We start from the raw sequence: 25,744 nt of genomic DNA, 5'->3' as shown, positions 1-25,744 counted from the left end.
ACCTCTCCTTTTTACGTTCGCTTCCTTTCAAGCTTCTTTATTATTCTAAAGCTGTTTACTATACTTTTCAACATAATACTACGAAAATGAGGGATTTGATTTGATTTTACAACAAATTCTTTTGCGAATATTTGCGCAATTAAATAATGAACGGACAATTTCAGCCGCCTTTCACTTATTGCGTGGTAAGCGTTCAGGGCAAACGATACAAGATGTCGGTATTTTTAAATTACATGAATACTTTAGCTTACTACCAAAGCTTTCACGTGAGAAATTTGACAAGGAAGTAAATATGCTATTGCAATACAACTATTTAACAATAGATGACAATGGATATTATTCTATGACAGCAAGTGGTTTGAAAAAATCCGAAATAGGTGTAGAGTGTTCATTTTATAGTTGGGATTATAGAGGCAATGAGCATATTTTCTTTGCACGATTATCGCTAATTGTACAAGCTTTATCATATCAAGCATCAAGAAAAAAACAGTTTATTCCGATTCAGCGCAACGAAGAAATTCAGCATTTTGCCAAACAGTTTTTAATAGCTGAACATTACCAATCTGGACATCTGCAAAATAAGCTTTTTCAAGAAATAATTGAAAGTCTAGAAAAGCTTGCGATTACTAATAAGCAAAAAGAGCTACTTGTAAATCGATTGACCGGAATGAATATTCCTGGATTAACATGGCAGCAGCTAGCGTTTAATGAGAAGATGTCGGAAATGGATGTACAATTAAACTATATTTCGGCATTACATAATTGGTTACGAGAAATACCGAACTATCCGTATTTAGCAAAAATAGCTGAAAATATTCGTGTTAAAATACCACTAACAGGCTCTGCTTTCCAAACAGCTCAATTATTTAAACAAGGCTATACAATTGATCAAATTGTTGTAAGACGTGGTTTAAAACAGAGCACGATTGAAGATCATTTAGTTGAGCTTGCAATGAATGAAAGACTGTTTCCGATATACGATTTTATTAGCATAGATGATCAAAAGAAAGTGTTAGCAGCAATCGAGGATTATAATACAAAAAAACTAAAAGTATTACATGAAATAGTGCCACATTTAACATACTTTCAGATACGTTTAGTTTTAGCGAAAGGAGTAGAGTAAATGTTAGAAGATATACTTGAAAAGCATTTCGGTTATACTTCTTTTCGCCCTGGTCAAAAGGAAGTAATCGAACAGCTCATAGAAGGGCGTGATGTGGTGGCACTACTCCCTACAGGTATGGGAAAGTCGATGTGCTACCAGCTTCCAGGCTATTTATTTGATGCGCCAGTCTTAATTGTATCACCGCTATTATCATTAATGCAGGACCAAGTTGACCAAATGAAGCAATTCGGCGAAAAGCGAGTTATTGCCCTGAATTCCTTTTTGAATGCTGAGCAAAAACGCTACGCACTTCATTTTTTGCATGAGTATCGCTTTATTTTTGCATCGCCGGAAATGCTATTACAGGAGCAAGTAAAAGAGCGTATAGCAAATATGAAATTATCACTTATCGTAGCAGACGAGGCCCATTGTATATCGCAATGGGGGTTTGATTTTAGACCAGATTATTTACGTATTGGTGAAATTATACCGACAGTTAAACGGCCGCCGATTTTAGCGCTGTCTGCAACTGCAACTGCAAGTGTTTTACATGATATCGAAACGTATCTACATATGCAAACGCCTTTTCAGTATATTCATTCTGTGGATCGACCGAATATTCATTTTGCGAAAAAATTTTTTCAAGATAAAGGAGACAAAATTCCTTGGATTATACAGCATGTACAATCGACGCGTGGTCCGGGTATTATTTATACGCAGTCACGTGCGAAAACAGAAAGCTTAAGTATGCAGTTGTTGGAATGTGGCATTAATGCGGCTGCCTATCATGCAGGGAAAGACGCCGAAGATCGCCAGTTTATTCAGCAACAATATATTGCTGGGCAGCTGGAGTGGATTGTAGCAACAAATGCATTTGGAATGGGCGTTCATAAAGCTGATATTCGTCAAGTTATTCATGAAACAATGCCATCAACTGTTGCAAATTATATGCAGGAAATAGGTCGTGCCGGTAGAGATGGGCTAGATGCTGTTGCTACACTGCTATATGCGGAAGGTGATGAGCAGTTTGCTAAATTTATCGTGACCGAAGACTTGCCGAAATCTGGACATGTAGAAAGCTATCAAAATTATTTGATGAACAGGGAAAACCCAAAAAATATGCTTATCTCAGGAGAAATTTCAGAAACGGCATTTCGTGTTTTGCATTATTGGATGCAGCAAGAGCCTATTGAAGCAGTAAAAAAACGGCTTGTACATATGGAAATTTCCAAGTATGAGGCAGTTAATGATATGATGAAAATAATCGAAACAACAAATTGTATGCGTGATTATGTCGTAAGCTATTTTGGTCAGCAAATTATAGACAAGCCATCGAACTGCTGCCAAGGTTGTGGATTAAACACTAGTGAATTATTAACTAAAAGAACTGTCGAAGTACAAGACATAAGTACATTGTCTTGGCAAAACCGCTTGCAAAAGATCCTTTTGGGGGATATGTGAACTTATGAAGAACCGTTTACTTTTTTGTAGAATTTCGTCATAATATGAGAATAGAGTGTATGTAAGGAGGCTTTGTAATGGCTAAAAAAGATTATCGAGAAAAAATCGAAGAACACCGTCAAGAAATCGAACTAGAGGAAGTACCTTCCAGAATGTCGCGCGCAAATAAAAAACAAGATTACAAGAAAAGTCCACTTATGAGAAATTTAACAATCTTCTTTATTTTTATTCCTTTACTTGTGTTAGGTTACGTGAGATTCTTTTATGAACCAAAGACGCCTGCAATGGAAAATGATGTAGAGCAGCAAATAGAAGTTCAAACGAACAAACCTTCTACTCCTAATAGTAATAATCAAGCAACAACTGGTAATGAGAAAGAAGATGCTGAAACAGAAAATAAAGAGGAAACAGGTAAAATAGAAAAAGAAGCAGCTGAAGCAGATAAGATAGCGAAAGAACAAGCTGCAAAAATAGCTGAACAAAAGGCGAAGGAAGAAGAAGCAAAAAAACTAGCGGCACAACAAGCACAGCAGGCTTCACCAAAAACCTACACAGTAAAGACAGGGGATACACTATACAGTATTTCCAGAGCGCATTACAACGGTGAGATAAGAGTACAGGGCATTATTCAAGCAAATAATTTAAGTTCAGAAAACATCACTGTTGGACAAACACTAATTATTCCTCAATAAAGTGCAAAGGAACAAAGTATTAAATTGTGCAATAATGTAAAGGAGGTGCCTCATTTTTTTCGAGCATCTCCTTTTTTAGATAGGGGTTTTAGTGAGATGGAATTTATAATTTTTTTACTAGCAGTACTAATCCTTTTTACGCTTTTCATGATAAAACAAGCATTTGAAAACAATATTCGTGAGCATTCAGTCCGAATATATGGTGACGTAACGGAACAACTTCGCATTTTTTTTATTTCAGATGTGCATTTGCGTGAAATTAATTCGGACATGATACGAAAAATAAATACAGCAGATGCGGTAATAATAGGTGGAGATTTTTGCGATGGCCGCACCTCATTTGAGCGTATTAAATATAATACCGCGCTATTGCAAACGTTAGGACCAGTATACTTTGTGTGGGGAAATAATGATCATGAGGTAGGAGAAATACGTTTGCGAAAATTTTTTTCACAAGTTGGTGTTGAAATAATTGAAAATAGTGCGCAATTATTACAGTCGAAAAATCGAGTTTGGCTAAGCGCTATTAATGATACTTCGACAATGAAATATGACTTTGAGAAGGCCTTCAAAAAATGTGGAAAAGAGGATATTACAATATTTGTTTCACATAATCCGCAAATTTTTTATCGAGTGAAAAATTATTTTAAACCACAACTTATGATGGGGGGACATTTGCACGGAGGACAAATTCGTTTTTGGAAATTTGGTGTGCATCCACATGGGTCTTTTTCTTTACGTGATGGAATTCCAACCCTTATTAGTAATGGGTATGGTACTACACTAGTACCCGTGCGTTTAGGTGCAAAACCAGAATGCCATATTATTACAATTGAAATTGAACAAAATACACCAAAGTAAAACATTTTAGACGTATAATATAGGTGGAACAGATTGAAGGAGATGTAAAGTATGCAAATAGTAGATGCCCTTATCGTTGGGGGAGGTCCTTGTGGCTTATCTGCGGCAATTGAATTACAAAATATCGGGTTAAATCCTGTCGTAATTGAAAAAGGAAATATTGTTAACGCACTATATAATTATCCAACGCATCAAACATTTTTTAGTACGAGTGAAAAATTAGCGATTGGCGATGTGCCATTTATAATTGAAGATCGCAAACCACGTCGCAACCAGGCGCTTGTGTACTATCGTGAAGTAGTAAAGGCGAAGCAAATAAACGTTCATCGCTTTGAAAAAGTTGAAAAAGTAGAGAAAACGGGCGAACTTTTTACTGTTACGTCAAATAAAGATATATATGAAACGCCATATGTTGTCATTGCAACAGGTTATTATGATAATCCTAATTACATTGGTATTCCAGGAGAAAGCTTAGCAAAAGTGCACCATTATTTTAAAGAAGCTCATGAATTTTTCGATACGGATGTCGTTGTCATTGGAGGTAAAAACTCCGCAGTTGATGCGGCACTCGAGTTAAATAAAGCTGGGGCCCGTGTAACAGTTATATACCGTGGTAGTGAATATTCACCGAGTGTAAAGCCTTGGGTACTACCAGAGTTTGACTCCCTTGTTCGTTCTGGTGAAATAACGATGCATTTTAATAGTATAGTTAAGGAAATTAGTGAAAAAGAAGTTGTTCTAAATGTACAAGGTGAGAAAACAGTACTGAAAAACGACTTTGTTTTTGCCATGACAGGCTATCATCCGGATCATAATTTTATTCGCTCAATGGGTGTCGATATTGATACAGAAACAGGTCGACCATGTTTTAATGAAGAAACAATGGAAACAAATGTTGGAAATTTATTTATTGCAGGTGTCATTGCTGCAGGGAATAACGCAAATGAAATTTTTATAGAAAACGGCCGTTTCCACGGGGAACTTATTGCTAATTTTATTAAAAAAGGTGACGTAAAATAGTCGATTGCTACTAAAAACAGTGAGGTAATAGAAGATGCAAATTCAAGATTTATTATCATCAACAGCATTAAATACGATTGAACGTTTTTCTAATAACTATGCCCAAGTAAAAAACACACAGAAAAAGACGGAAGCAACTCAATTTGCAGACGTCTTACAAAATGAGATTTCAACTAATTCTACAACGAATACGAAAGATTTATTGTCGATCATTACTAATACAAAGGCTACGACAGGTACAACAAATTCAACGACATTGACACTTTTGCAATCTGCTTTAAATAATATTCAAGAAGTAACGACTAGCTTATCGCAAGATAAAACGAAAACAACTGAAGTAGCAACATTAAATAAAACAACAGAGCAACTGCAACATTATTTACAAGCACAATATACAAAGAGCTTCGCAAATGATTTAAGTTCGATGTCAGCATTAAAGAATACGAATACAACGACAACTTCTATGTTGCAAAGCTTATATGGCAATTCAGATAAGCCAACCTCAGCTGAGTCTAGGTTAATTAATATCGGACAATAATAAAAAGCCAATCATCCGCGTGAATACCGGAGATTGGCTTTTCGTATAGTATTAAAAATATTCTTTTAGATTTACAGGAGTTTGTATTTGGTTTAGGCCGATTAATAATTTTAAACGCGCTTTTTGACCATTAATACCTGTAGCAAAAATAACGCCTCTCTCTTCTAAGCTTTTGCCGCCACCTTCATATCCGTAAACGCCTTCTGCAATGCCATTAAAGCAGCGGGATACTAATACGACAGGCATGTTTTTATCAAGCAGTGTTGCTATACTTTTGGCAACAGCAGGGGGGACATTCCCTTGGCCTAAACCTTCAAGAACTAGACCGTCATAATTTAATTCAGCAACCGTTTCAATTAAATCTGCTTCCATACCAGCGTACACTTTGAGGAGTGCGACACGTTTTTCTATTTTCTCAACTTCTACATATTGACGGCGAACTGGCTTATGATGAATATGCACCATTTTTTTCGTAATTAAGCCGATTGGTCCGTACTGAGGACTTTGGAATGTGTTGACGCTGGAAGTTGAAGTTTTCGTAATATTAAACGCCTGATGCACTTCATCATTCATGACAACGAGTACACCCTTTTCGCGCGCTTCTGAATCACATGCTACTCGAACTGCTTCTACTAAATTATATATACCATCTGCTCCAAGCTCATTGGATGAACGCATAGCACCTGTAAGAACAATTGGGAAATTATAACGAGTAGTTAAGTCCAAAAAGTATGCCGTTTCCTCCAAAGTATCTGTCCCGTGAGTAATAACGACACCGTCGAGAGCAAATTTATTTGCGTGCTCATGAATACAGTTTCGTAGTGCTAGCATTTCAGTTGGCGTAATATGAGGAGATGGCAAATTAAAGGCTTCAACCTCGATAATATTTGCAAACTTTGCAAGTGTATCTTTTTCTTGTACTAATGGATTTTGTTCATTTTGGATAACGGCGCCAGTTTCAGCGCTCATTTTCATAGAAATCGTACCACCTGTATGAATGAGTAAAATATTTTTTTTTGACATAAAAAAACCCCCTTAAAAAATCAGAAAATGTAAGTTTAGTGCTATAATAAAATTGGATAAAATATTTTACTAAGAGAGGGACTGGTCGACATGTTAATAATACTATCAGCAGCGATTGCTCCAGGGCTAGCCCTTCTTAGTTATTTTTATTTGCGCAATCAAATGGCAACAGAGCCACGCAAGACACTCATGCATGCATTTTTATATGGTGCTATCATTACATTCCCCATACTCTTTATTCAATATGTATTAGAAGAAGAGCATGCATTTTCAAGTGCATTTGTGACGAATGTTGTGTTCACGAGCGCAATAGAAGAATTTTTTAAATGGCTTATTATTTTTGTAGTTATATTGCGCAATGTCGAATTTGATGATCCTTACGACGGTATTTTATATGGCGCTGCTGTTTCTTTAGGATTTGCGACAGTTGAAAATGTGCTTTACTTATTGTCTTTTGGTTTAAATACTGCATTTATTCGTGCGATATTACCCGTTTCTAGCCATGCATTATTTGGCGTTGTGATGGGCTATTACTTCGGTAAAAGTAAATTTTCAAATGATGATAAAGGAAAAGAATATTTACTTTTAGCACTTTGCGCACCAATAGCCTTACATTTTAGTTATAACACAATTTGGACATTAGGAGGCAATTTTGTCTACTTAATGGTGCCGTTTATGTTATTTTTATGGTGGTTTGGCTTAAATAAGGTGAAACAAGCACATCAACACTTAATCGAACATTTAATCGATAATAGAAAAATATAAGCTTTTGCTCAACTAGTGTCGAGCAAAAGCTTTTTATTATGTATAAATCCTCTCCATTTTCGCATGCTATGAAAAAGGAGATGCAAATATGAAAAAAATAATAATATCTATTTTAATGTGTAGCTTATTATTTGTGCAACCGCATGTGTCTGACGCATTTTCAGCGCAAGTTGTGCAACGCGGTGCTTATGGTGATGATGTTATTGAGCTGCAGGCGCGATTGCAATACTTAGGCTTTTATAATGGAAGAATCGATGGCAAATTTGGTTATGGAACATATTGGGCGCTACGCGAATTTCAACAATCTTACGGTTTAGATGTTGATGGCATAGCAGGGAAAGCGACTAAAGAAATGCTTGTTAATAATTCGGAATACAATGAAAACTTTGTGAAAAATCAAATTGCAAAAGGTAATCGATTTACTCACTATGGTGGAATACCTTTGGAGCAACAAGTGCAGTCTGGTACAGGAAATGCAACTGCATCAGGCAATGCAAATACAACAGGCAATCCAAGTAGCTCATCTATGCAACTACCCGCGAATTATTCAGAGCGTGATATACAATTGCTTGCCAATGCTGTATACGGAGAGGCACGCGGTGAGCCGTATGAAGGACAAGTAGCAGTAGCAGCTGTCATTCTAAACCGTTTAGAATCACCGGATTTCCCGAACACTATATCAGAAATTATTTTTCAACCTCGAGCTTTTACAGCAGTAGCAGATGGGCAAATTTGGTTAACACCGAACCCTCGAGCAAAAGAGGCAGCGCTTGATGCTATTAATGGTTGGGATCCTTCTGAAAACGCACTTTATTATTTCAATCCCAAAACAGCTACAAGTGAATGGATTTGGACACGACCACAGATAAAACAAATTGGCGAACATATTTTTTGCTATTAGAGGTGAATCATGAAAAATGCAGTGTATTTATTAAGTATTGTTGTCGTAATTTTAGGGCTTTATGCTTTTGACGCAAAACGAGAGCAGCATGCATTAGAAAGAGCAGTGCATGCGCATTATACAAATGAATTAGCGAATGCATCTGAAAAATTGTCATTATTGCATACAACGATTGCACAGTCTATGTTATTTCAAGATGAAAAGGCATTGCACAACGAACTTGATACGATTTGGCGTGTAAGTAATGATATGCGTAACTCTATTTCTCGTTTACCATTACACCAAGATGTAGCAAATGAATGGATGCGCTATTTAGGGAGAATTAGCGAGGAAGCAAAAAATGCGGATAGTTTAAAAGATGCAAATAAGTGGCGTGAGAAAATGACTGTCGTTAATGGAAATTTACATGCATTAACAGAAGAATGGGAAGTAGCTACTGCGAACTATTTCCAGCAAGATGGAGATTTTTCAAAATGGTCAAAAGTGACGAATGTTGAAACGGCAAACTCTCCTTTTGCAACAATGTCTGTGAATTTAAAAAGCTTTAATGAAACAGATTTTCCTTTAACCGCAAGTGAATCGGACTATCAAAAAAAGCGTGAGTTAAAAAATTTAATGGATGAGCCGATTTCGAAAACAGAGGCGATAGAAAAATTTAAAATGTATTTCCCAAAAATTGATGATGCAACAATAACGGTAACGAAGAGTCACGATGATGCAGCGTATCCGTTTTACCATGTACAATTTGTCCGTGGTTCACGTATAGGCTATGCTGATATAACTGAAAAGGGCGGGCATATTTTATCGTTTTTATTAGAAAGACCGATAAGTAAAGATGTGCTGTCACATGAAGAAATTTTAGAGTCTGCTCAAAAGTTTATGAAAAAAGCAGGATTTGAAGATACTGAAGTAACAGAAGCGCGTGAAAACCATGAAGCATGGCATTTTGTTTTCACAAGAAAAGTAGATGATGCGTTAGTTTATCCAGATAGTGTGCATGTAAAAGTAGCAAAAGATAATGGAGAAATACTTGGCATTAATGCAATGGAGTATATACAAAAAGAAACTATAAATAAGCAATCTGAAAACCCAATTGACTGGAAGCAATTTTTTGGTGAAGGTGTCATAATTGAAGATGAAAAGAAAATTTATACGGAAAATGATAGATATGATTTACGTCTTTGCTATGAGGTGATTGCGAGATTACCGAATAATCTTTATGATACATTTCGTGTTGTTGTCGATGCTGAAAATCATGAAGTAGTTCAAATTGATGCATTATCTTAAGGAAACATATTGAGAACGTATAGAAAAATTGGAAATCCCGTGTCATAATAGGAATACTATATTCTATTTGCACGAGGAGATAATCATGGAACTTAAAATTGGTACGATACTAACGCTTGAACCTACCTATACAGAACGAGTAGAGAAATTTCGATGTAAAGTAGTTGAACAAGAGGGGGATATTCTTTACATTGACTATCCAATAAATGTATTAACGAAAAAAACAGCTTTCTTAGTAGATGGCTCACAGTTTCGTGTAACTTTCCATACGGATGAGAAAATTAGTTATTCCTTTGTGACGGCTGTTTTAGGGCGTAAGGGTGGCAATATTCCTATGATAATGCTGTCCTGTCCACCAGACGATCAAATTTTTAAAATACAACGGAGAGAATATGTACGTGTAGAGACGCCTGTAGATGTTGCGCTCGAATTTAAGGAAAACTTTTATCAATTTGTTGCAGAGGATGTTAGTGCAGGAGGCATCGCGATTGTTGTAAATCAGCCTACATCGTTTTCAGATGGAGATATTGTTCGACTAACGATAGTGTTACCGTTTACAAACGGAGAAGTTCGATACGTTCAAACGGATGCATATATTGTGCGTATTTTTGAGCGAGATAACGTGAAAATTGCCTCTGTTCAATTTACTGATACAGATGATATTGACAAGCAACATATTGTTCGTTTCTGTTTTGAGCGACAATTACTAATCCGTAAAAAAGAGATGAATGAAATATAAGCCACTCATTAGTAGTGGTTTTTTCTGTTTTTAAATTGGAAGTGCGATGCTATTTTGTATGTTGGCTAACAAGTAGCATCGTATGATTTATGGTACAATGTAGACGGAAAGTAGGGATTAAATTTATGGAAAAACGTATTCAAATTGCGATTGATGGACCAGCAGGTGCTGGGAAAAGTACGATAGCAAAAATAGTAGCTGAAAATTTATCATTTACGTATATTGATACGGGCGCAATGTATCGCGCTGTAACGCATAAAGCAATGCAACAAAACATAAAGTTAGATGATGCTGCAGCACTTGAAAGCATGCTACGCAGTACAAATATCACATTAAAGCCATCTAGTAAAGGACAACTTATATTTGTTGACAATGTAGATGTATCAGATGCAATACGCTCAAACGAAGTAACAGCAAATGTCTCACAAGTAGCAGCTCACGCGAATATTCGTGAAATATTAGTTGCTATGCAACAACAGTTGGCGGCAAATGGCGGAGTTGTTATGGACGGCCGGGATATTGCGACACATGTATTAAAAGATGCGGAACTGAAAATTTTTATGTCAGCTTCAGTAGAAGAGCGTGCGCGTCGCCGTTTTGCAGACAATGAAAGTCGTGGTATAAAATCTTCCATTGAACGCTTACGAGAAGAAATCTCGCTTCGTGACAAGTTAGATAGTGAGCGCGAGGCTTCACCGTTAATTCAAGCGGAAGATGCATTGTTCTTGGATACGACAGAATTAACAATTAATGCTGCAGCAAATGCAATATTAAAATTAGCAAAAGAAAAAATGTAATACATGTAAACAAAAAGCAGTAAGAAATTTTAGAAAACAAGGGATAATTTTTGTTTTTATTAAGTGTTTCGAATAAAATAAGAGTTGAAGATGCGAAGGAGGGTTACATATGTCTGAAGAAATGAACTTAGGATTACACCAAGAATTTCGAGAAGGAGATATTGTGAAAGGTACTGCGGAGCAAGTTGACGATAAAGCTGTCACTGTTTCGATTGAAGGGGCTCCCTTTGAAGGGATCATACCGATTAGCGAACTTTCAAGCTTACACATTGAAAAAGCTTCAGATGCCATCTCGGTTGGGGATGTGCTTGAATTAATGATTACCAAAGTAGAAGATGAGGCATACGTGCTATCAAAACGTAAAGTAGATGCACTTAGAGCGTGGGACGATTTAATTGCTAAATTTGAATCGGGCGAAACGTTTGAAGCCGAAGTGAAAGATGTTGTAAAGGGTGGCTTAGTAGTGGATTTAGGAGTCCGCGGCTTCGTACCTGCTTCACTCGTAGAAGATCATTTTGTTGATGATTTTGAAGATTACAAAGGTAAAACGGTAAGCTTCAAAATTACAGAGCTAGATAAAGAAAAGGGACGCTTAATCTTATCCCACCGTGCTGTTGTGGAGGCCGAAAAAGCGTCGAAGAAACAAAAAATTATTGAAAATATTAGTGCAGGTGACGTTTTAGACGGTAAAGTACAACGTCTAGCTTCATTTGGTGCATTTATTGACCTTGGCGGCATTGACGGTCTTGTACACATTTCGCAAGTAGCACACGATCATGTTGATGACGTATCGAAAGTTTTAGCAGAAGGGCAAGCTGTAAAGGTGAAAGTACTTTCAGTAGACCCTACAAATGAACGTATTTCTTTGTCCATTAAAGATACTTTACCTGGACCATGGGATAATATTGAAAGTCGCGCGTCGAAAGGCACTATTTTATCAGGTAAAGTGCGCCGCCTAGTAACATTCGGTGCATTTGTAGAAGTATTCCCTGGTGTTGAAGGCCTTGTACACATTTCACAAATTTCACATAAGCATATTAATACACCTCATGAAGCTTTAAAAGAAGGACAGCAACTAGATGTAAAAGTATTAGATGTGAACGCTGCTGATAAGCGTTTATCTTTAAGTATTAAAGATCTTGTTGACAATCCTGATAAAGAAGAAGAGTTTGACTATGTGTTACCAGAAGAAAATAAAGGTTTTTCATTCAGCGATGTCATTGGTGACAGATTAAAAGGGTTTATTAAAGAATAATAAATTTTGCAGACAGGTGTAATGCTTGTCTGTTTTTTTTGTTTCCATACTGATTGCTTGAGTATCATCACAAATCTAGACAAATTTTGATGTCTAACAAAAACATTTGAATTAGAGCCAATTACAACACGTGCTTCTTGGTTCGCTGATTTTACAGGTGGAATCACGATTCGCCCATGGCAACTCACTTTTACCTGGACAAATGTCATTTCGTTTATTGTGTGATATAATACAAAAATTCGTGTATAATACGTAAAGATTAGATAGTTGGAAGGATGAAGTACAGATGACAAAACCAGTAATCGCCATCGTAGGTCGTCCGAACGTAGGTAAATCGACAATTTTCAACCGTATTGTTGGAGAGCGTGTATCAATCGTGGAAGATATTCCAGGTGTAACACGTGACCGTATTTATAGTTCGGCAGATTGGTTAGCACATGAGTTTAATATTATCGATACAGGCGGAATTGAAATTGGGGACGAGCCATTTTTAGAGCAAATTCGTCAACAAGCCGAAATCGCTATTGATGAAGCGGACGTTATTATTTTCATGACAAATGGACGTGAAGGTGTAACAGCTGCTGATGAGCAAGTTGCAAAAATTTTATACAAAACGAAAAAGCCTGTTGTATTAGCAGTTAATAAAATCGATAACCCAGATATGCGTGAGATGATTTATGATTTCTATTCATTAGGTTTTGGTGAGCCTTGGCCAATTTCAGGCTCGCACGGATTAGGTTTAGGAGATTTATTAGACGAGTGCGCGAAGCATTTCCCAAAAGAGGATGAAGAGCAGTACGATGAAGATACAATTAAATTTTCATTAATTGGTCGTCCGAACGTAGGTAAATCTTCATTAGTAAATGCATTTTTAGGACAAGAGCGCGTTATCGTAAGTGATATTTCTGGTACAACACGTGACGCAATCGATACGCCGTACACATATGACGGACAAGACTACGTTATTATTGATACAGCGGGTATGCGTAAAAAAGGGAAAGTGTACGAAACAACAGAAAAATATTCTGTACTACGTGCGCTACGAGCAATTGAACGCTCAGACGTTGTATTAGTAGTGTTAAATGCAGATGAAGGTATCCAAGAGCAAGATAAAAAAATCGCTGGATATGCACATGAAGCAGGAAAAGCGATTATTATCGTTGTGAATAAATGGGATGCAATCGAAAAAGATGAGAAAACAATGAATTTCTACACGCAGCAAATTCGTGAACATTTCTTATTTTTAGATTACGCACCGATTGTTTTCGTATCAGCGAAAACGAAACAACGCGTCCATCAAATTTTACCGGTTGTACAACGTGTTAGTGAAAACCACGCAATGCGTATTCAATCGTCTATTTTAAATGAAGTAATCGAAGATGCGGTAGCACGTAACCCAGCGCCATCTGATAAAGGTCGTCGTTTACGCATTTACTATGCAACACAAGTAGCGATTAAACCACCTACATTTGTTGTATTTGTGAATGAAAAAGAATTAATGCACTTCTCGTATGAACGTTTCTTAGAAAATCGTATTCGTGAAACATTTGACTTTGAAGGAACACCAATCCGTTTAATTACTCGTGCACGTGATTAAATTCCATTGTAATTAAATACAATATTTTCTATTAGAAGAAGTGATTTTAGTTAAAATGCGATATCCTGGAGGGCCCTAGATTGTAAAGTTGGAAAGACAACTTTCATTTCCGGCTCTCTAGTGATATTTTCATGGTGATGAGTAATCGCCAAAACGTCTTTTGTCTCAATGTTAGAACGATGAAACATAGACAGTAGCACCTTGTCGGGGGTGTAAGGGCATTTTAGTGCTTTTCTTATAAAGGGGTTAAGGATATGGAACAAGTAACGGTTTTAGGTGCGGGCTCTTGGGGTACAGCGTTAGCGCTAGTGCTTGCGGAAAATGGTCATAACACGCTTGTGTGGACACACCGTGAGGATCAAGCAGTAGAAATAAACGAGCACCACACAAATAAAAAATATTTACCAAATACAATTTTACCTAATAACTTAGTTGCAACAGCGAATTTAGAACAGGCGGTAAATCATGCATCGACAATTATAGTAGCGGTACCTACAAAGGCTATCCGTGAAGTTTGTGGCAATGTATCGGCGTTATTAAATAAAAAAGTATTATTTGTGCATGTTTCAAAAGGAATTGAACCAGATTCGTTAATGCGCATTTCTGAATTGTTAGAAGAAAGTGTTGATGCTCAGTTCATCGAAGAAATCGTTGTATTATCTGGGCCAAGCCATGCTGAAGAAGTTGTATTGCAACATCCGACAACGGTTACAGCAGCATGTAGAAATTTGGCTGCAGCGGAAAAAGTTCAGGATTTATTTATGAACGGTTATTTCCGTGTGTATACAAGTGATGATGTAATCGGTGTTGAAATCGGTGGTGCTTTGAAAAATGTTATTGCACTAGCGGCGGGAATAACAGATGGCTTAAGCTATGGAGACAATGCAAAGGCAGCGCTCATTACACGTGGTTTAGCTGAAATTACTAGACTAGGTGTGAAAATGGGAGGGAATCCTTTTACATTTGCTGGGTTATCGGGTATGGGAGATTTAATTGTCACTTGTACTAGCGTGCATTCACGTAACTGGCGAGCGGGCAATATGCTTGGAAAAGGGATGACTTTAGCGGAAGTATTAGAGCAAATGGGCATGGTTGTAGAAGGTGTTCGTACAACAAAAGCAGCTTATCAGCTTGCTTTAAAATATAACGTAGCTATGCCGATAACATCTGAGCTTTTCGATGTGCTATTTAGTGATAAAACGCCAAAAGAAGCAGTTGACGAACTAATGATCCGCATGAAGAAACGAGAAATTGGTGATCTTCGTTAAGATCGTCAATTAAAAAGTTGATAAATTGTCACATTTTGTTAGAGTTGTGATAGTTATATGAGATAATGGGCTTGTTCCTAAAGGTATGCATTGCATACTTTTTGAACAGCCCTATTATTTTAATATTAGAAACTATATAATTTACAATAGTGTAGAAAATACATAGTAGGTTGAAAGGCGGTTTTTCTATTGCAAAATCCATTCGCGATGGATGCATCTATGTTTGTCTTGAGCTCAGTTAGGGGACCATTAGCTAGTTTGCATGCACTAGACGTTATGTGGGTGTCTTTTTATTCAATTGGTTTATTAATCGTATCCGTATTACTCATAACGGCAATACGTAAATGGGTGAATAATGTTTTTTTATCTTTTATTTTGAAATTTTTTGCATATACGATGTTAGCGCTTGGTTCGTTTTTAATGGTGCTCGTTGTCGCAACATGGCCTTCTTAAAAATAATTTGGTGGTGAAATAAATGAAAAAAAGATGTAGCATGCACATAATGATTGTTGTTTGTGCTGTATTATTATCAGCATGTATGTATCCAGAGGAGCAGCGAGTAGAAAATCAAGTTCCTGATGTTGATCAATTAGCAGCTGTGCAACGAGCAGTAGAACAGTTCCAAGCAGATACTGGAGTTCTACCGATTAAAACCCGTGATATGGATACAGATATTTTTATAAAATATTTAATCGACTTTGAAAAATTAGTGCCTAAATATATAGCATCTCCTCCTCCTAATTCATATGAAAAAGGTGGTATTTTCCAATATATTATTTGGGATCCTGAAGAAAAACCAACTGTAAAACTTGTCGACCTTCGTGCTCCGGAGCGTATTAGGGAAGTGAAAATTCGCTTTATTAGCACAACGTATCCACAATATAAAGATCAAATTGCACCTTTTATTTATACTATTAATTATAAAAACATTGGCTATAAAGAAGAAATTTCTGTACCAAGCCCATATTCTAATAATTTATTGCCGCTAGTCGTATCATCAGAAGGGAATATTTACGTTGATTATTCCATGGACTTATATCAATTTATACAAGACAATGATGTGAAGGCGCAGCCAGGTGATGATCTTCGCTTATTATTAGTGGAGCATTATCCAGTTGTTCCGGCATATTCACTGCCATATACGGTTGATGAAAATAATGAACCGGTGTTTATGTATGACCCAATAAAGTGAGGATTTCATTAGGTAGGGTGCTACTATATTTTTTGTAAATGAAATTTTTTTTACGCCTTGTACTTTTGTGCAAGGTGTTTTTTCATATTCTTAATCTCTCGTACATAAATTGAAATAAGTAAAGGGGGAGCGCCAATTAGTGAACAAGTTTTCCAACAACTCGCAGAAAGAACAAATGGCGATGTTTATATTGGGGTTGTCGGGCCCGTTCGTGTAGGAAAATCAACTTTTGTCAAGAAGGTTATGGAATCGATCGTGCTGCCAAATATTATGCATGAGGATGATCGGAAACGCGCACTGGACGAGCTGCCACAAAGCTCACCGGGGCCAGTTATTATGACTGCTGAGCCAAAGTTTGTACCCGCACAAGCAGCGCCAATTGCAATTGGAGATAATGGGCTTGCTTTTCGGGTTCGGCTTGCAGATTGTGTAGGGTATATTATCGACGGAGCACGAGGTTATGAAGATGAAAATGGTCCAAAATTTGTGCATACTCCTTGGCATACGGACGCCATACCGTTCCAAGAGGCTGCAAAAATTGGAACAGATAAAGTTATTCGAGATCACGCTAATATTGGTATTGTAGTGACGACCGACGGAACAGTAAACGGTATTGAAAGAAGTGCGGCACGTGTTGCTGAAGAAGCGATTATCGAACAGTTAAAAGACATAGGCAAGCCGTTTGTAGTTGTGCTCAATAGTATGATGCCAGCTCGTGAAGAAACAAGACATTTACGCAATGAATTATTTGAAAAATACGAAGTGCCTGTTATTGCGGCTTCGATTGACCAACTTTCAGTACCAGATATTGCGTATATTTTACAAGAAGCGCTATATGAGTTTCCAATCGAATATATCGAGGTCGAAAAGCCAGACTGGGTAGATATACTTGACGGCTCTCATTATTTGCATGAATCCATGAATTTAGCTGTAGGGGATATGATGGCAAACGTAGAGAAAATTCGCGATGTGGAGCGTGCTACGGCGTTTTTAAAGGAACTTGATTTTGTGGATGATTGTAATGTCGAGCGTGTCGATGCAGGGCTAGGTGTAGCGACAATACGATTATCAATTAAGAATGACGTATATAAAGCGGTTTGCAATGAATGGTTAGAACAGCCAATAGATTCAAAAAAAGATTGGCTACTATTCATTAAAGAGGCTTCTGAAGCGAAAAAAGCACAAGCTAGATTCCGTGATGCCATTGATCAGGCTCGTGCGGATGGCTATGGTGTAACCCTTCCGACACTGGACGAATTTGAGCCAAATGAGCCAGAACTTATTAAACAGAACAATTTTTACGGTGTACGCATGAAAGCCAGAGCACCATCCTATCATATTATTCGTATCGATATGGAATCAGAATTTGCGCCACTTATCGGTTCAGAGTTCCATAGTCAGCAATTACTAAAAGATTTGCAGCATGCTTATGAATATGATCGGGATTCATTGTGGCAAACACAATTATTCGGTACACCTCTACATGAAGTTTTAAAAGAAAGTATACGTTATAAAATGAATACAGTTCCCGCTACTGCTAAAAAACGGATGCGTCAAACGATTGAACGCATGGTGAATGAAGGCGATAGAGGGCTCATTACTTTCATAATTTAACAAAATTTAGATGTGATAATATAAAAAAACAAATAACAGGACAACGCTTTTTTTAGGCGTTTTGTCCTGTTATTTGCATTTTATTTGAAAAAAACGATAGTATATGCAAAAACATAGGCGAATTCAGTTGCGTAGCGGTTTTTGATATGTTACTCTTTTTACATGATTTAGGTTCAGGGCCCTTTGAGAGGAGGTGAATGTTATGAATAAAACAGAATTAGTAAACTCTGTTGCTGAAGCTGCAGGTCTTTCAAAAAAAGACGCTTCTAAAGCAGTTGAAGCTGTATTTGATACAATTCAAGATGCTCTTGCAAAGGGTGACAAAGTACAATTAATCGGTTTTGGTAACTTCGAAGTACGTGAACGTGCGGCTCGTAAAGGTCGTAACCCACAAACTGGTGATGAAATCGAAATCGCTGCAAGCAAAGTACCTGCTTTCAAACCAGGTAAAGCGCTTAAAGATGCTGTAAAATAATACACATCTGAGCAGTTACATAGAGCAGCCTTCGGACTTCCTGAAGGCTGCTCTTTTTATACATAATTCTGAAGGCTTTTATATTGGGGTACTATACTTTTAGTATCCATTTAACGCTAAAAAAATTTTATTTTTTAAAGCAAAGTTTTTTTAAAACTTGTTTTAGATAATTTAGTTATACATATTGGGTAGGATTCAACAAAAGTTGAGGTGCCCGCCCAAAAATTCTGTACTTATTGCTTTAGGATTGAATAGAATTTGTCTTATTACAAGCAGACGATACCCCCAACAAATAAAGTGGAGTAAAGGCTAAACTCGTCAAGTAATGTAGCAAAGCCTTTGTGACTAACACCTTGTTGACTCCTAGGAGGTTTAGCGTGTAGTCATTGTATTAATTGCGACGAAGCTTAAGGAGCGATGCAGGGGGACTCCAAAACGAATGTAATAGCTGTTAAAAGTGCACTTTGAACTTATTGTTCGGATATGCTACGATTCATTTGTTAGAAGAGATGCTTCACGCATTTCTTACGGGATTTGTTATTTATTTAGGGGGCAATTTCATGTCAAATGTAGATTTAGAAAAAATTGAAGAAGCTGTAAAAATGATTTTAGAAGCTGTTGGTGAAGATGTTGAACGTGAAGGACTTCTTGATACACCAAAACGCGTATCGAAAATGTACGCAGAAATGTTTAGTGGTTTAAATGAAGATCCACGAGAATTTTTCAGCACAGTGTTCCATGAAGATCATGAGGAGCTTGTTTTAGTGAAAGATATTCCGTTTTATTCAATGTGCGAGCACCATTTAGTACCGTTTTATGGCAAAGCACATATCGCTTACATACCGAAAGATGGCAGGGTGGCAGGCTTAAGTAAGTTAGGACGTTGTGTAGAGTCAGTTGCACGCCGCCCACAGCTACAAGAGCGCATCACGTCTACTGTTGCAGATACAATTATGGACATGCTCAATCCAAAAGGTGTTTACGTTGTTATCGAAGCAGAGCATATGTGTATGACGATGCGCGGATTGAAAAAACCAGGCTCAAAAACAGTAACCTCTGTAGCGCGCGGTGTTTACGAGGCAGACGAAGTAAAACGTCGTGAAGTACTAACATTTATTCAAATGTCTTAATTTACCTTCATAACATAGTCAAAACTACTTGTCTAAAAAAAGAAAAATTGTTTATGAATGAATCGATCAACTGCCCGTAAAAGCCCAATTGGTTCAGGCCAACACGAAGTTGGTCACTTAGGCATGTGCTGCTGTCACTACGCTGACTCTCCGTTTTCGCGCAGATAAATTGCCACAGGACGTGGCGAATTTAGCCTAAGTTCATATAAACCATCAGTGAGGGAGAGACTCTCACTGACGGAAGTTTCACTTTATCGCAGGTTAACGGGCAGTATAGCTAAAACTGCGTGTCTAAAAAAAGAGAATTGATAATGAATGAATCAAACAACTGCCCGTAAAAGCCCGATTGGTTCAGGCCAACACGGAGTTGGTCACTTAGGCATGTGCTGCTGTCACTACGCTGACTCTCCGTTTTCGCGCAGATAAATTGCCACAGGACGTGGCGAATTTAGCCTAAGTTCATATAATCCTTCAGTGAGGGAGAGACTCTCACTGACGGAAGTTTCACTTTATCGCAGGTTAACGGGCAGTATAGCTAAAACTGCGTGTCTAAAAAAAAGAGAATTGATTATGAACGAATCAAACAACTGCCCGTAAAAGCCCGATTGGTTCAACTAACCATCAGTGAGGAAGAGACTCTCACTGACGGAAGTTTCACTTTATGGTATGATAGACAAAGAAAATGTTGTTATGAGGAGAGTAAGCGAATGACACAACCAGATTATATTATTATTGAAGCGGAGGAAGATGGTGTACACGTTATTGGCTTAACACGTGGTACCGATACTAAATTCCATCATTCAGAGAAGCTAGACGCGGGAGAAGTAATGATTGCTCAATTTACGGAGCATACGTCTGCAATGAAAATTCGTGGTAAGGCACAAATACATTCTTCACATGGTATCATTCAAAGTGGTTCGAAAAAATAATGTTTTCTCTATCAAGAAATTGGTACAACGCCAAATTTGACTAGCGATAGTCACTTTAGTGAAATGGAGTAAGATCTATGAATGCAACATACATTCCACAAGCAATTCAAAATTTAAAAGAGTCGATTTATATGCGTGTTCGTCATAGAACTTTACTGCATTATACGGGGGATCCTGTTGTCGATGAAAATCAATTATTTTTCTTACTTTTACCATTTTTAAATGGAGAATCGTGGGATGCAGAATTGCAAGAAAGTGCAGTTACTGTAGGTATAGTACACGCCTCTCTATTTGAGCATGATAAAATTCAAGAAAAAAATGCGACATCTAAAGACCAACAACTGACTGTTTTGTCGGGTGATTATTATAGTGGACGTTATTATGAGATTTTAGCTCATACTGGTAATATTTTATTAATACAAAAATTATCGCAAGGCATCATTGAACGATGTGAACAAGAAATTACTGTTTATGAGGATACTTATCGACCTTTTGAGCAGTGGATTGATGGTATGCGCATTATCGAAACATCACTTATCCAAAAGTTTTATGATGTGTATAATTTTACTCATTATGAGCAAGTGATGCTTGATTCCTTAACAATTGCAAGACTTAAGAGAGAATTTGTAGCTTTACAGAATGGTGAAATGACAGTTTTTGGACGTGCATTAAAAAATAATGTTGCTGGAGTATTTCTTGAGGATATGCTAGCTACAGAAATCGAAATACATCAATCGAAATTAAAGGAACGACTAAATACTATAGTATTAAAGGACGAGCTAAAAACATTTATTCAACAGCTTGGACCTGTTCTGAAGTGATAGAAAGGTTTTGAAAAAATGGCAAAGTCGAAAGAAGAGCATGTACATGAAGTATTTGAAAGTATTTCGGAAAGTTACGATAAAATGAATTCCGTTATAAGCTTCCAACTGCATGTGAAATGGCGTGAAGATACTATGAAGCGTATGAACGTCAAGCCAGGCTCGAAATGTTTAGACGTGTGCTGTGGTACAGCAGATTGGACTATTGCACTAGCTAAGAAAGCTGGAGAGCAAGGAGTAGTAAAAGGTTTAGACTTTAGTAAAAATATGCTAAAGGTTGGATGGGAAAAGGTAAAACCATATCCACAAATCGAATTGCTCCATGGCAATGCAATGGAATTGCCGTTTGAAGATAATTCATTTGATTATGTGACAATCGGTTTTGGCTTGCGTAATGTACCAGATTACATGCAAGTATTGCGTGAAATGAACCGTGTCTTAAAGCCGGGTGGAATGGCAGTTTGTTTAGAAACATCGCAATCAGAAATTCCTGGTTATCGACAACTTTTTCGTTTTTACTTTAAATATATTATGCCGATTTTTGGTAAGCTTTTTGCGAAAAGTTATAAAGAATATTCATGGCTTCAAGAATCAGCAGGTGATTTTCCGGGCATGAAAAAGCTAGCTGCTATGTTTGAACAGGCTGGCTTTGAAAAAGTAGCATATAAAGGATATAGTGGCGGTGCAGCTGCTATGCATATAGGCTTTAAAAAAGATATTTAGTGGGAGAAGGTTTGTTCACGTGGAAAAGATGAAGCTGAAATTTATCTACTCTGATCTAAAGTCGGACATAGATATCATCGAAAAAGAATTAGAAAAAGCGTTGAACTCGTCTTCACACTTGTTAAATGAAGCTTCTCTGAATTTATTGCAAGCGGGTGGTAAACGAATCCGTCCGATTTTTGTACTGCTTAGCGCAAAGTTTGGCGATTATGATATAAACAGAATGAAGCATATTGCCGTTCCGCTAGAATTAATCCATATGGCATCATTAGTCCATGATGATGTTATCGATGATTCAAACATGAGAAGAGGAAGACATACCGTGAAAGCGCAGTGGAATAATAGAGTTGCCATGTTTACGGGTGATTTTATTTTTGCGCGTGCATTAGAGTATGTAACAGAAATTGACAATATACGCGCCCATCAAATTTTAGCCCGTACAATGGTTGAGATTTGTAACGGTGAGGTAATCCAAATTGAAGATAAGTTTCGTTTAGATCAACATATAAAAGACTATTTCCGACGTATTAAACGTAAAACTGCACTATTGTTAGAATCAAGCTGTGAACTAGGTGCTGTTGTTGGTGGGGTAGACGAAAAAAATACTCGTCATTTGAAGCGTTACGGCTATTTTGTCGGCATGAGCTACCAAATTGTAGACGATATTTTGGACTTTACAGCGACGGATAAAGAGCTTGGTAAACCAGCTGGAAGTGATTTAATGCAAGGGAATATTACATTGCCAATGTTAAAGTTAAAAGATGATCCAATGATGAAGCCTTATTTTGATAGTGTTATTGCTGGTACATTAACTGAACAAGAGCGAATAAGTATGCTACAATATGTTCGCCGTTCAGAGGCGATAAAACAAGCAATGGAAATTAGCGATAAATATTTGAAAAAGGCATTAAAAGAAGTAGAGGCTCTACCGAATCATCAAATGAAAAAAAAGTTGCGTGATATTGCGTTATTTATTGGAAAGCGCAAATTTTAGCTAATAGTTGCGCAGGTAATGTTATTTTGGTAATATTTATCGGTAGGTAAAAAAACCTTTTACTCAAACTTAAGGAGTGTTTATAACAATGGCAATCGAAAAAACTTTTTTAATGGTTAAACCTGATGGTGTAGAACGTCAAGTAATCGGTGATATCGTTGACCGTTTCGAACGTCGCGGATTTAAATTACGTGGCGCTAAATTAATGGTAATTTCTCAAGAATTAGCAGAAAAGCATTACGCAGAGCATTCTGAACGCCCATTCTTCGGTGAATTAACTGATTTCATCACATCTGGTCCTGTATTTGCAATGGTATGGGAAGGCGAGTCTGTAATTTCTTTAGCTCGCATGATGATGGGTGCTACAAAACCATCTGAATCAAACCCTGGTACAATCCGTGGTGACTACGCTACTACAGTGTCACACAACATTATCCACGGTTCTGACTCATTAGCTTCAGCTGAACGCGAAATCGCATTATTCTTCGGTGAAGATTTAGTTTAATTACTAACTATCGGATATAACTACGAATTTAACTAAATAAAAATATCATCGTTTTTTCGATGTGAATTTTCCTTCTAACAATTAATTTTGTTGGGAGGTTTTTTTATTGTCTCAAAAATATAACAAGGTAGATACGAATATTGATTTAACTCTATTCAATGTAAAATCAGACAATGATTCTGAAGAAGTGTTAGTAAAAAAACAAGCTCAAAAATTGATGTAATTGAGGATATTAATAATCGTAGTATAACAATGAAGATTTTAAATCAACAATGGAAGTTGAGTGGACTAAGACCGAGAACTGTTCAAAGCTATAACTATAATTTTGATCGCTTTGTAGAAGTTACAAAAGTCGAATATCTTCATCAATTTGCTTACAGCTAAGATTGCTTAGTACGGTAAATCGGCCGTCAAATTACGGTATAGATAACCGGGAAAAGCGAATCGTTTAGCAGTCTATACGTTAAATATGGCGTGATTTAACGTATTTAATCAATAGGTGCGTGAAGTAGTGCAGTAATTGCCTCGGTGTTGATGTAGTTGGCGATACATCAAGCGGAGAGAAGGCGATCAGAGCTTATATAGACGGATTCTGCGACGCAACATATACCGGAGCATTTGCCGATGCTCACAAAATAACATCAGTATTGCAAACGGTATTTAGCGATTTAACCAAGCGCAACGTACAAACGACTTTAAAAAGATTTAAACTAGCGGGATGGTTGGCGCCATTCCGTTAACGTAGAGAGAATTGACGAACTAGTTTCTTATATATGACGGTTTTCATGCTGCAATATGAGGGCCGTTATTTTTTATAATACTTTGCAAAAGGTTAATCAATTATATATTGACAGGATGGATAGAAAAATACATATAAATGCTGAGATGAATAAGATGATAGAGGCTACAAAAATTCTTCTGAATTTAATAGCATATGCACAAAAAAAGATTGCCGCAGCTAACTTGGAACAGCTTTGAAAATAGTCATTATTTGAAAAAAATGAACTGCTAAAAATAATTGAAATAAGTAAAGTTGTAAAAATTAGTATTTTAAACCACAAAGGCTCTTTTAGGAATTGTTGAATCATAAATTTTATCCGCCACATAACGGTATGACTCCCTTCGATGCACATTCAAGAATATATCATCATATGATGTATTCTTGAAAAGAGATACTTACCTTCATTTCGCCTTTATAAACGTGGCTAGAAACGGTTTTAAATCGCCAGTACGCGAAATCGCATTATTCTTCGGTGAAGATTTAGTTTAATCGTATATTCAAATAGCTAACGCAAATAAAGCGTTAGCTATTTTTTATTTTGTCTTTGTCTGAAAAATTAAACTATTTAGCGAAGATGTCGTATAATTAAATTAGAATAGAAAGGATGATGACTGTATGTGGATTGTAATTATAATTGCCATTGCGGTTACTACTATTGCGGTTACTGCTATAGTAGCTGATACGATTTCAGAAAATAAAAAGATTGAGTTGAAAAGAACTGAAAAAGAAATTGAATTAGAAAAATTACGCTTAGAAACTTTTGAAATTGAAACACAAAAAATGCGATTAGAGCTAGAAGGTTCAAAGCAAGCATTACTGGAAATGAAGCAATAATGCGAGACAAAACGGGGCATTGTCCAAAGATCTCATTCATCATTTTCAGCTAAGTGCGAAATCCCCTTATTCTTCTGTAAAAACTTAATTTTAATAGTATACTCAAATAGCTAACGCAATACAGAGTTAGCTATTTTACGTCTTATTATATTTATTGGTGTGGCCATATACATGACACGACTGTACCTACCGCTTGCGGCACTATATTGTAACTATGAAGTGCCTGTCATAGTAAGATAGCCGTGAATGCGTCATTGTTAGTAAATAGCATAAGAATCGCTGGATCCAGGCTAATCATTAAAAATTGTCTAAGATATATAATTTTCGGTATTAGATAAAAACCCTAAGAGATTAGATAAATAACTATCTATATTAGATAAATACGACAAGAAATTAGATAAATACCCAGTCATAACACAAATTCCAGATAGCACATT

The 25,744-nt window shown here is 36.9% G+C and carries 26 protein-coding genes; 25 read left to right on the top strand and 1 reads right to left on the bottom strand.

Going from position 1 to position 25,744, the window contains the following annotated elements:
* Positions 1-100 precede the first annotated feature (100 nt).
* From AAFN87_RS07085 to AAFN87_RS07060, 6 genes are all read left to right on the top strand, one after another.
* Positions 101-1,123, top strand: a complete 1,023-nt coding sequence (locus AAFN87_RS07085) for a YpbB family protein (RefSeq protein ID WP_347790341.1) — start codon at positions 101-103, stop codon at positions 1,121-1,123.
* On the top strand, positions 1,124-2,566 hold the full coding sequence (locus tag AAFN87_RS07080; RefSeq protein ID WP_347790340.1) for a RecQ family ATP-dependent DNA helicase: 1,443 nt from the start codon (positions 1,124-1,126) through the stop codon (positions 2,564-2,566). It begins immediately after the preceding gene.
* A gap of 77 nt (positions 2,567-2,643) precedes the next feature.
* Positions 2,644-3,258, top strand: a complete 615-nt coding sequence (locus tag AAFN87_RS07075; protein ID WP_347790339.1) for a LysM peptidoglycan-binding domain-containing protein — start codon at positions 2,644-2,646, stop codon at positions 3,256-3,258.
* Positions 3,259-3,354: 96 nt separating this feature from the next.
* A complete protein-coding gene (locus AAFN87_RS07070; RefSeq protein ID WP_347790338.1) occupies positions 3,355-4,119 on the top strand; it encodes a metallophosphoesterase in 765 nt (254 codons plus the stop codon).
* Positions 4,120-4,170: 51 nt separating this feature from the next.
* Complete coding sequence (locus AAFN87_RS07065) at positions 4,171-5,139, top strand: YpdA family putative bacillithiol disulfide reductase (protein ID WP_347790337.1); 969 nt, start codon at positions 4,171-4,173, stop codon at positions 5,137-5,139.
* A gap of 34 nt (positions 5,140-5,173) precedes the next feature.
* Positions 5,174-5,677, top strand: a complete 504-nt coding sequence (locus AAFN87_RS07060; protein WP_347790336.1) for a hypothetical protein — start codon at positions 5,174-5,176, stop codon at positions 5,675-5,677.
* Between the two features lie 51 nt (positions 5,678-5,728).
* On the opposite strand, the gene AAFN87_RS07055 is transcribed toward AAFN87_RS07060, so the two are convergent.
* Entirely contained in the window at positions 5,729-6,700 is a 972-nt protein-coding gene (locus tag AAFN87_RS07055; protein WP_347790335.1) for an asparaginase, read from the bottom strand.
* A gap of 90 nt (positions 6,701-6,790) precedes the next feature.
* Here AAFN87_RS07055 and prsW point away from each other — a divergent pair, with 90 nt between their 5' ends.
* From prsW to AAFN87_RS06960, 19 genes are all read left to right on the top strand, one after another.
* Positions 6,791-7,465: a glutamic-type intramembrane protease PrsW gene (prsW, locus tag AAFN87_RS07050; protein ID WP_347790334.1), complete on the top strand. Its 675-nt coding sequence runs from the start codon at positions 6,791-6,793 to the stop codon at positions 7,463-7,465.
* Positions 7,466-7,553: 88 nt separating this feature from the next.
* Positions 7,554-8,366 carry a spore cortex-lytic enzyme gene (sleB, locus tag AAFN87_RS07045; protein WP_347790333.1) on the top strand — a complete coding sequence of 271 codons (813 nt, stop codon included), beginning with the start codon at positions 7,554-7,556 and terminating at the stop codon, positions 8,364-8,366.
* Between the two features lie 9 nt (positions 8,367-8,375).
* Positions 8,376-9,653: a PepSY1/2 domain-containing protein gene (locus AAFN87_RS07040; protein WP_347790332.1), complete on the top strand. Its 1,278-nt coding sequence runs from the start codon at positions 8,376-8,378 to the stop codon at positions 9,651-9,653.
* A gap of 85 nt (positions 9,654-9,738) precedes the next feature.
* Positions 9,739-10,392: a flagellar brake protein gene (locus AAFN87_RS07035; RefSeq protein WP_347790331.1), complete on the top strand. Its 654-nt coding sequence runs from the start codon at positions 9,739-9,741 to the stop codon at positions 10,390-10,392.
* A gap of 125 nt (positions 10,393-10,517) precedes the next feature.
* Complete coding sequence (gene cmk, locus AAFN87_RS07030; protein WP_347790330.1) at positions 10,518-11,189, top strand: (d)CMP kinase; 672 nt, start codon at positions 10,518-10,520, stop codon at positions 11,187-11,189.
* A 109-nt stretch (positions 11,190-11,298) separates the two neighbouring features.
* Positions 11,299-12,444, top strand: coding sequence for a 30S ribosomal protein S1 (gene rpsA / locus AAFN87_RS07025; RefSeq protein WP_347790329.1), 1,146 nt, complete (start codon positions 11,299-11,301; stop codon positions 12,442-12,444).
* Positions 12,445-12,730: 286 nt separating this feature from the next.
* Positions 12,731-14,041 carry a ribosome biogenesis GTPase Der gene (gene der, locus AAFN87_RS07020; protein ID WP_347790328.1) on the top strand — a complete coding sequence of 437 codons (1,311 nt, stop codon included), beginning with the start codon at positions 12,731-12,733 and terminating at the stop codon, positions 14,039-14,041.
* A 254-nt stretch (positions 14,042-14,295) separates the two neighbouring features.
* The gene (locus AAFN87_RS07015; RefSeq protein WP_347790327.1) at positions 14,296-15,309 is read left to right on the top strand and encodes an NAD(P)H-dependent glycerol-3-phosphate dehydrogenase; all 1,014 of its coding nucleotides are present in this window, start codon (positions 14,296-14,298) and stop codon (positions 15,307-15,309) included.
* A 189-nt stretch (positions 15,310-15,498) separates the two neighbouring features.
* The gene (locus tag AAFN87_RS07010) at positions 15,499-15,762 is read left to right on the top strand and encodes a DUF2768 domain-containing protein (RefSeq protein WP_347790326.1); all 264 of its coding nucleotides are present in this window, start codon (positions 15,499-15,501) and stop codon (positions 15,760-15,762) included.
* 22 nt (positions 15,763-15,784) lie between these two features.
* Positions 15,785-16,501, top strand: a complete 717-nt coding sequence (locus AAFN87_RS07005) for a hypothetical protein (RefSeq protein ID WP_347790325.1) — start codon at positions 15,785-15,787, stop codon at positions 16,499-16,501.
* A gap of 135 nt (positions 16,502-16,636) precedes the next feature.
* Entirely contained in the window at positions 16,637-18,115 is a 1,479-nt protein-coding gene (gene spoIVA / locus AAFN87_RS07000; RefSeq protein WP_347790833.1) for a stage IV sporulation protein A, read from the top strand.
* Between the two features lie 202 nt (positions 18,116-18,317).
* Complete coding sequence (locus AAFN87_RS06995) at positions 18,318-18,590, top strand: HU family DNA-binding protein (RefSeq protein WP_036154459.1); 273 nt, start codon at positions 18,318-18,320, stop codon at positions 18,588-18,590.
* Positions 18,591-19,150: 560 nt separating this feature from the next.
* Positions 19,151-19,720 (top strand): GTP cyclohydrolase I FolE, encoded by a 570-nt coding sequence (gene folE / locus AAFN87_RS06990; RefSeq protein WP_347790324.1) that lies wholly within the window; start codon positions 19,151-19,153, stop codon positions 19,718-19,720.
* A gap of 707 nt (positions 19,721-20,427) precedes the next feature.
* Positions 20,428-20,649, top strand: a complete 222-nt coding sequence (mtrB, locus tag AAFN87_RS06985) for a trp RNA-binding attenuation protein MtrB (protein WP_347790323.1) — start codon at positions 20,428-20,430, stop codon at positions 20,647-20,649.
* A 77-nt stretch (positions 20,650-20,726) separates the two neighbouring features.
* Positions 20,727-21,470 carry a heptaprenyl diphosphate synthase component 1 gene (locus AAFN87_RS06980; RefSeq protein ID WP_347790322.1) on the top strand — a complete coding sequence of 248 codons (744 nt, stop codon included), beginning with the start codon at positions 20,727-20,729 and terminating at the stop codon, positions 21,468-21,470.
* A gap of 18 nt (positions 21,471-21,488) precedes the next feature.
* On the top strand, positions 21,489-22,193 hold the full coding sequence (locus tag AAFN87_RS06975; protein ID WP_347790321.1) for a demethylmenaquinone methyltransferase: 705 nt from the start codon (positions 21,489-21,491) through the stop codon (positions 22,191-22,193).
* A gap of 19 nt (positions 22,194-22,212) precedes the next feature.
* A complete protein-coding gene (gene hepT / locus AAFN87_RS06970) occupies positions 22,213-23,187 on the top strand; it encodes a heptaprenyl diphosphate synthase component II (RefSeq protein WP_347790320.1) in 975 nt (324 codons plus the stop codon).
* Positions 23,188-23,275: 88 nt separating this feature from the next.
* Positions 23,276-23,692 carry a nucleoside-diphosphate kinase gene (gene ndk / locus AAFN87_RS06965; protein ID WP_347790319.1) on the top strand — a complete coding sequence of 139 codons (417 nt, stop codon included), beginning with the start codon at positions 23,276-23,278 and terminating at the stop codon, positions 23,690-23,692.
* Positions 23,693-25,088: 1,396 nt separating this feature from the next.
* Positions 25,089-25,307 (top strand): hypothetical protein, encoded by a 219-nt coding sequence (locus AAFN87_RS06960; RefSeq protein ID WP_347790318.1) that lies wholly within the window; start codon positions 25,089-25,091, stop codon positions 25,305-25,307.
* Positions 25,308-25,744: the final 437 nt, after the last annotated feature.

The organism is Solibacillus sp. CAU 1738 (assembly GCF_039888725.1).
Taxonomy (GTDB): domain Bacteria; phylum Bacillota; class Bacilli; order Bacillales_A; family Planococcaceae; genus Metasolibacillus.
The sequence above is the reverse complement of the archived record's forward strand: the minus strand, read 5'-3'. Positions and strand labels throughout refer to the sequence as shown.

Excerpts from the sequence above, each read along its gene's own strand:
- AAFN87_RS07080 (WP_347790340.1), top strand. The coding sequence starts at position 1,124 with ATGTTAGAAGATATACTTGAAAAGCATTTCGGTTATACTTCTTTTCGC.
- AAFN87_RS07075 (WP_347790339.1), top strand. The coding sequence starts at position 2,644 with ATGGCTAAAAAAGATTATCGAGAAAAAATCGAAGAACACCGTCAAGAA.
- AAFN87_RS07070 (WP_347790338.1), top strand. The coding sequence starts at position 3,355 with ATGGAATTTATAATTTTTTTACTAGCAGTACTAATCCTTTTTACGCTT.
- AAFN87_RS07065 (WP_347790337.1), top strand. The coding sequence starts at position 4,171 with ATGCAAATAGTAGATGCCCTTATCGTTGGGGGAGGTCCTTGTGGCTTA.
- AAFN87_RS07060 (WP_347790336.1), top strand. The coding sequence starts at position 5,174 with ATGCAAATTCAAGATTTATTATCATCAACAGCATTAAATACGATTGAA.
- AAFN87_RS07055 (WP_347790335.1), bottom strand. The coding sequence starts at position 6,700 with ATGTCAAAAAAAAATATTTTACTCATTCATACAGGTGGTACGATTTCT.
- prsW (WP_347790334.1), top strand. The coding sequence starts at position 6,791 with ATGTTAATAATACTATCAGCAGCGATTGCTCCAGGGCTAGCCCTTCTT.
- sleB (WP_347790333.1), top strand. The coding sequence starts at position 7,554 with ATGAAAAAAATAATAATATCTATTTTAATGTGTAGCTTATTATTTGTG.
- AAFN87_RS07040 (WP_347790332.1), top strand. The coding sequence starts at position 8,376 with ATGAAAAATGCAGTGTATTTATTAAGTATTGTTGTCGTAATTTTAGGG.
- AAFN87_RS07035 (WP_347790331.1), top strand. The coding sequence starts at position 9,739 with ATGGAACTTAAAATTGGTACGATACTAACGCTTGAACCTACCTATACA.
- cmk (WP_347790330.1), top strand. The coding sequence starts at position 10,518 with ATGGAAAAACGTATTCAAATTGCGATTGATGGACCAGCAGGTGCTGGG.
- rpsA (WP_347790329.1), top strand. The coding sequence starts at position 11,299 with ATGTCTGAAGAAATGAACTTAGGATTACACCAAGAATTTCGAGAAGGA.
- der (WP_347790328.1), top strand. The coding sequence starts at position 12,731 with ATGACAAAACCAGTAATCGCCATCGTAGGTCGTCCGAACGTAGGTAAA.
- AAFN87_RS07015 (WP_347790327.1), top strand. The coding sequence starts at position 14,296 with ATGGAACAAGTAACGGTTTTAGGTGCGGGCTCTTGGGGTACAGCGTTA.
- AAFN87_RS07005 (WP_347790325.1), top strand. The coding sequence starts at position 15,785 with ATGAAAAAAAGATGTAGCATGCACATAATGATTGTTGTTTGTGCTGTA.
- AAFN87_RS06995 (WP_036154459.1), top strand. The coding sequence starts at position 18,318 with ATGAATAAAACAGAATTAGTAAACTCTGTTGCTGAAGCTGCAGGTCTT.
- folE (WP_347790324.1), top strand. The coding sequence starts at position 19,151 with ATGTCAAATGTAGATTTAGAAAAAATTGAAGAAGCTGTAAAAATGATT.
- mtrB (WP_347790323.1), top strand. The coding sequence starts at position 20,428 with ATGACACAACCAGATTATATTATTATTGAAGCGGAGGAAGATGGTGTA.
- AAFN87_RS06980 (WP_347790322.1), top strand. The coding sequence starts at position 20,727 with ATGAATGCAACATACATTCCACAAGCAATTCAAAATTTAAAAGAGTCG.
- AAFN87_RS06975 (WP_347790321.1), top strand. The coding sequence starts at position 21,489 with ATGGCAAAGTCGAAAGAAGAGCATGTACATGAAGTATTTGAAAGTATT.
- ndk (WP_347790319.1), top strand. The coding sequence starts at position 23,276 with ATGGCAATCGAAAAAACTTTTTTAATGGTTAAACCTGATGGTGTAGAA.
- AAFN87_RS06960 (WP_347790318.1), top strand. The coding sequence starts at position 25,089 with ATGTGGATTGTAATTATAATTGCCATTGCGGTTACTACTATTGCGGTT.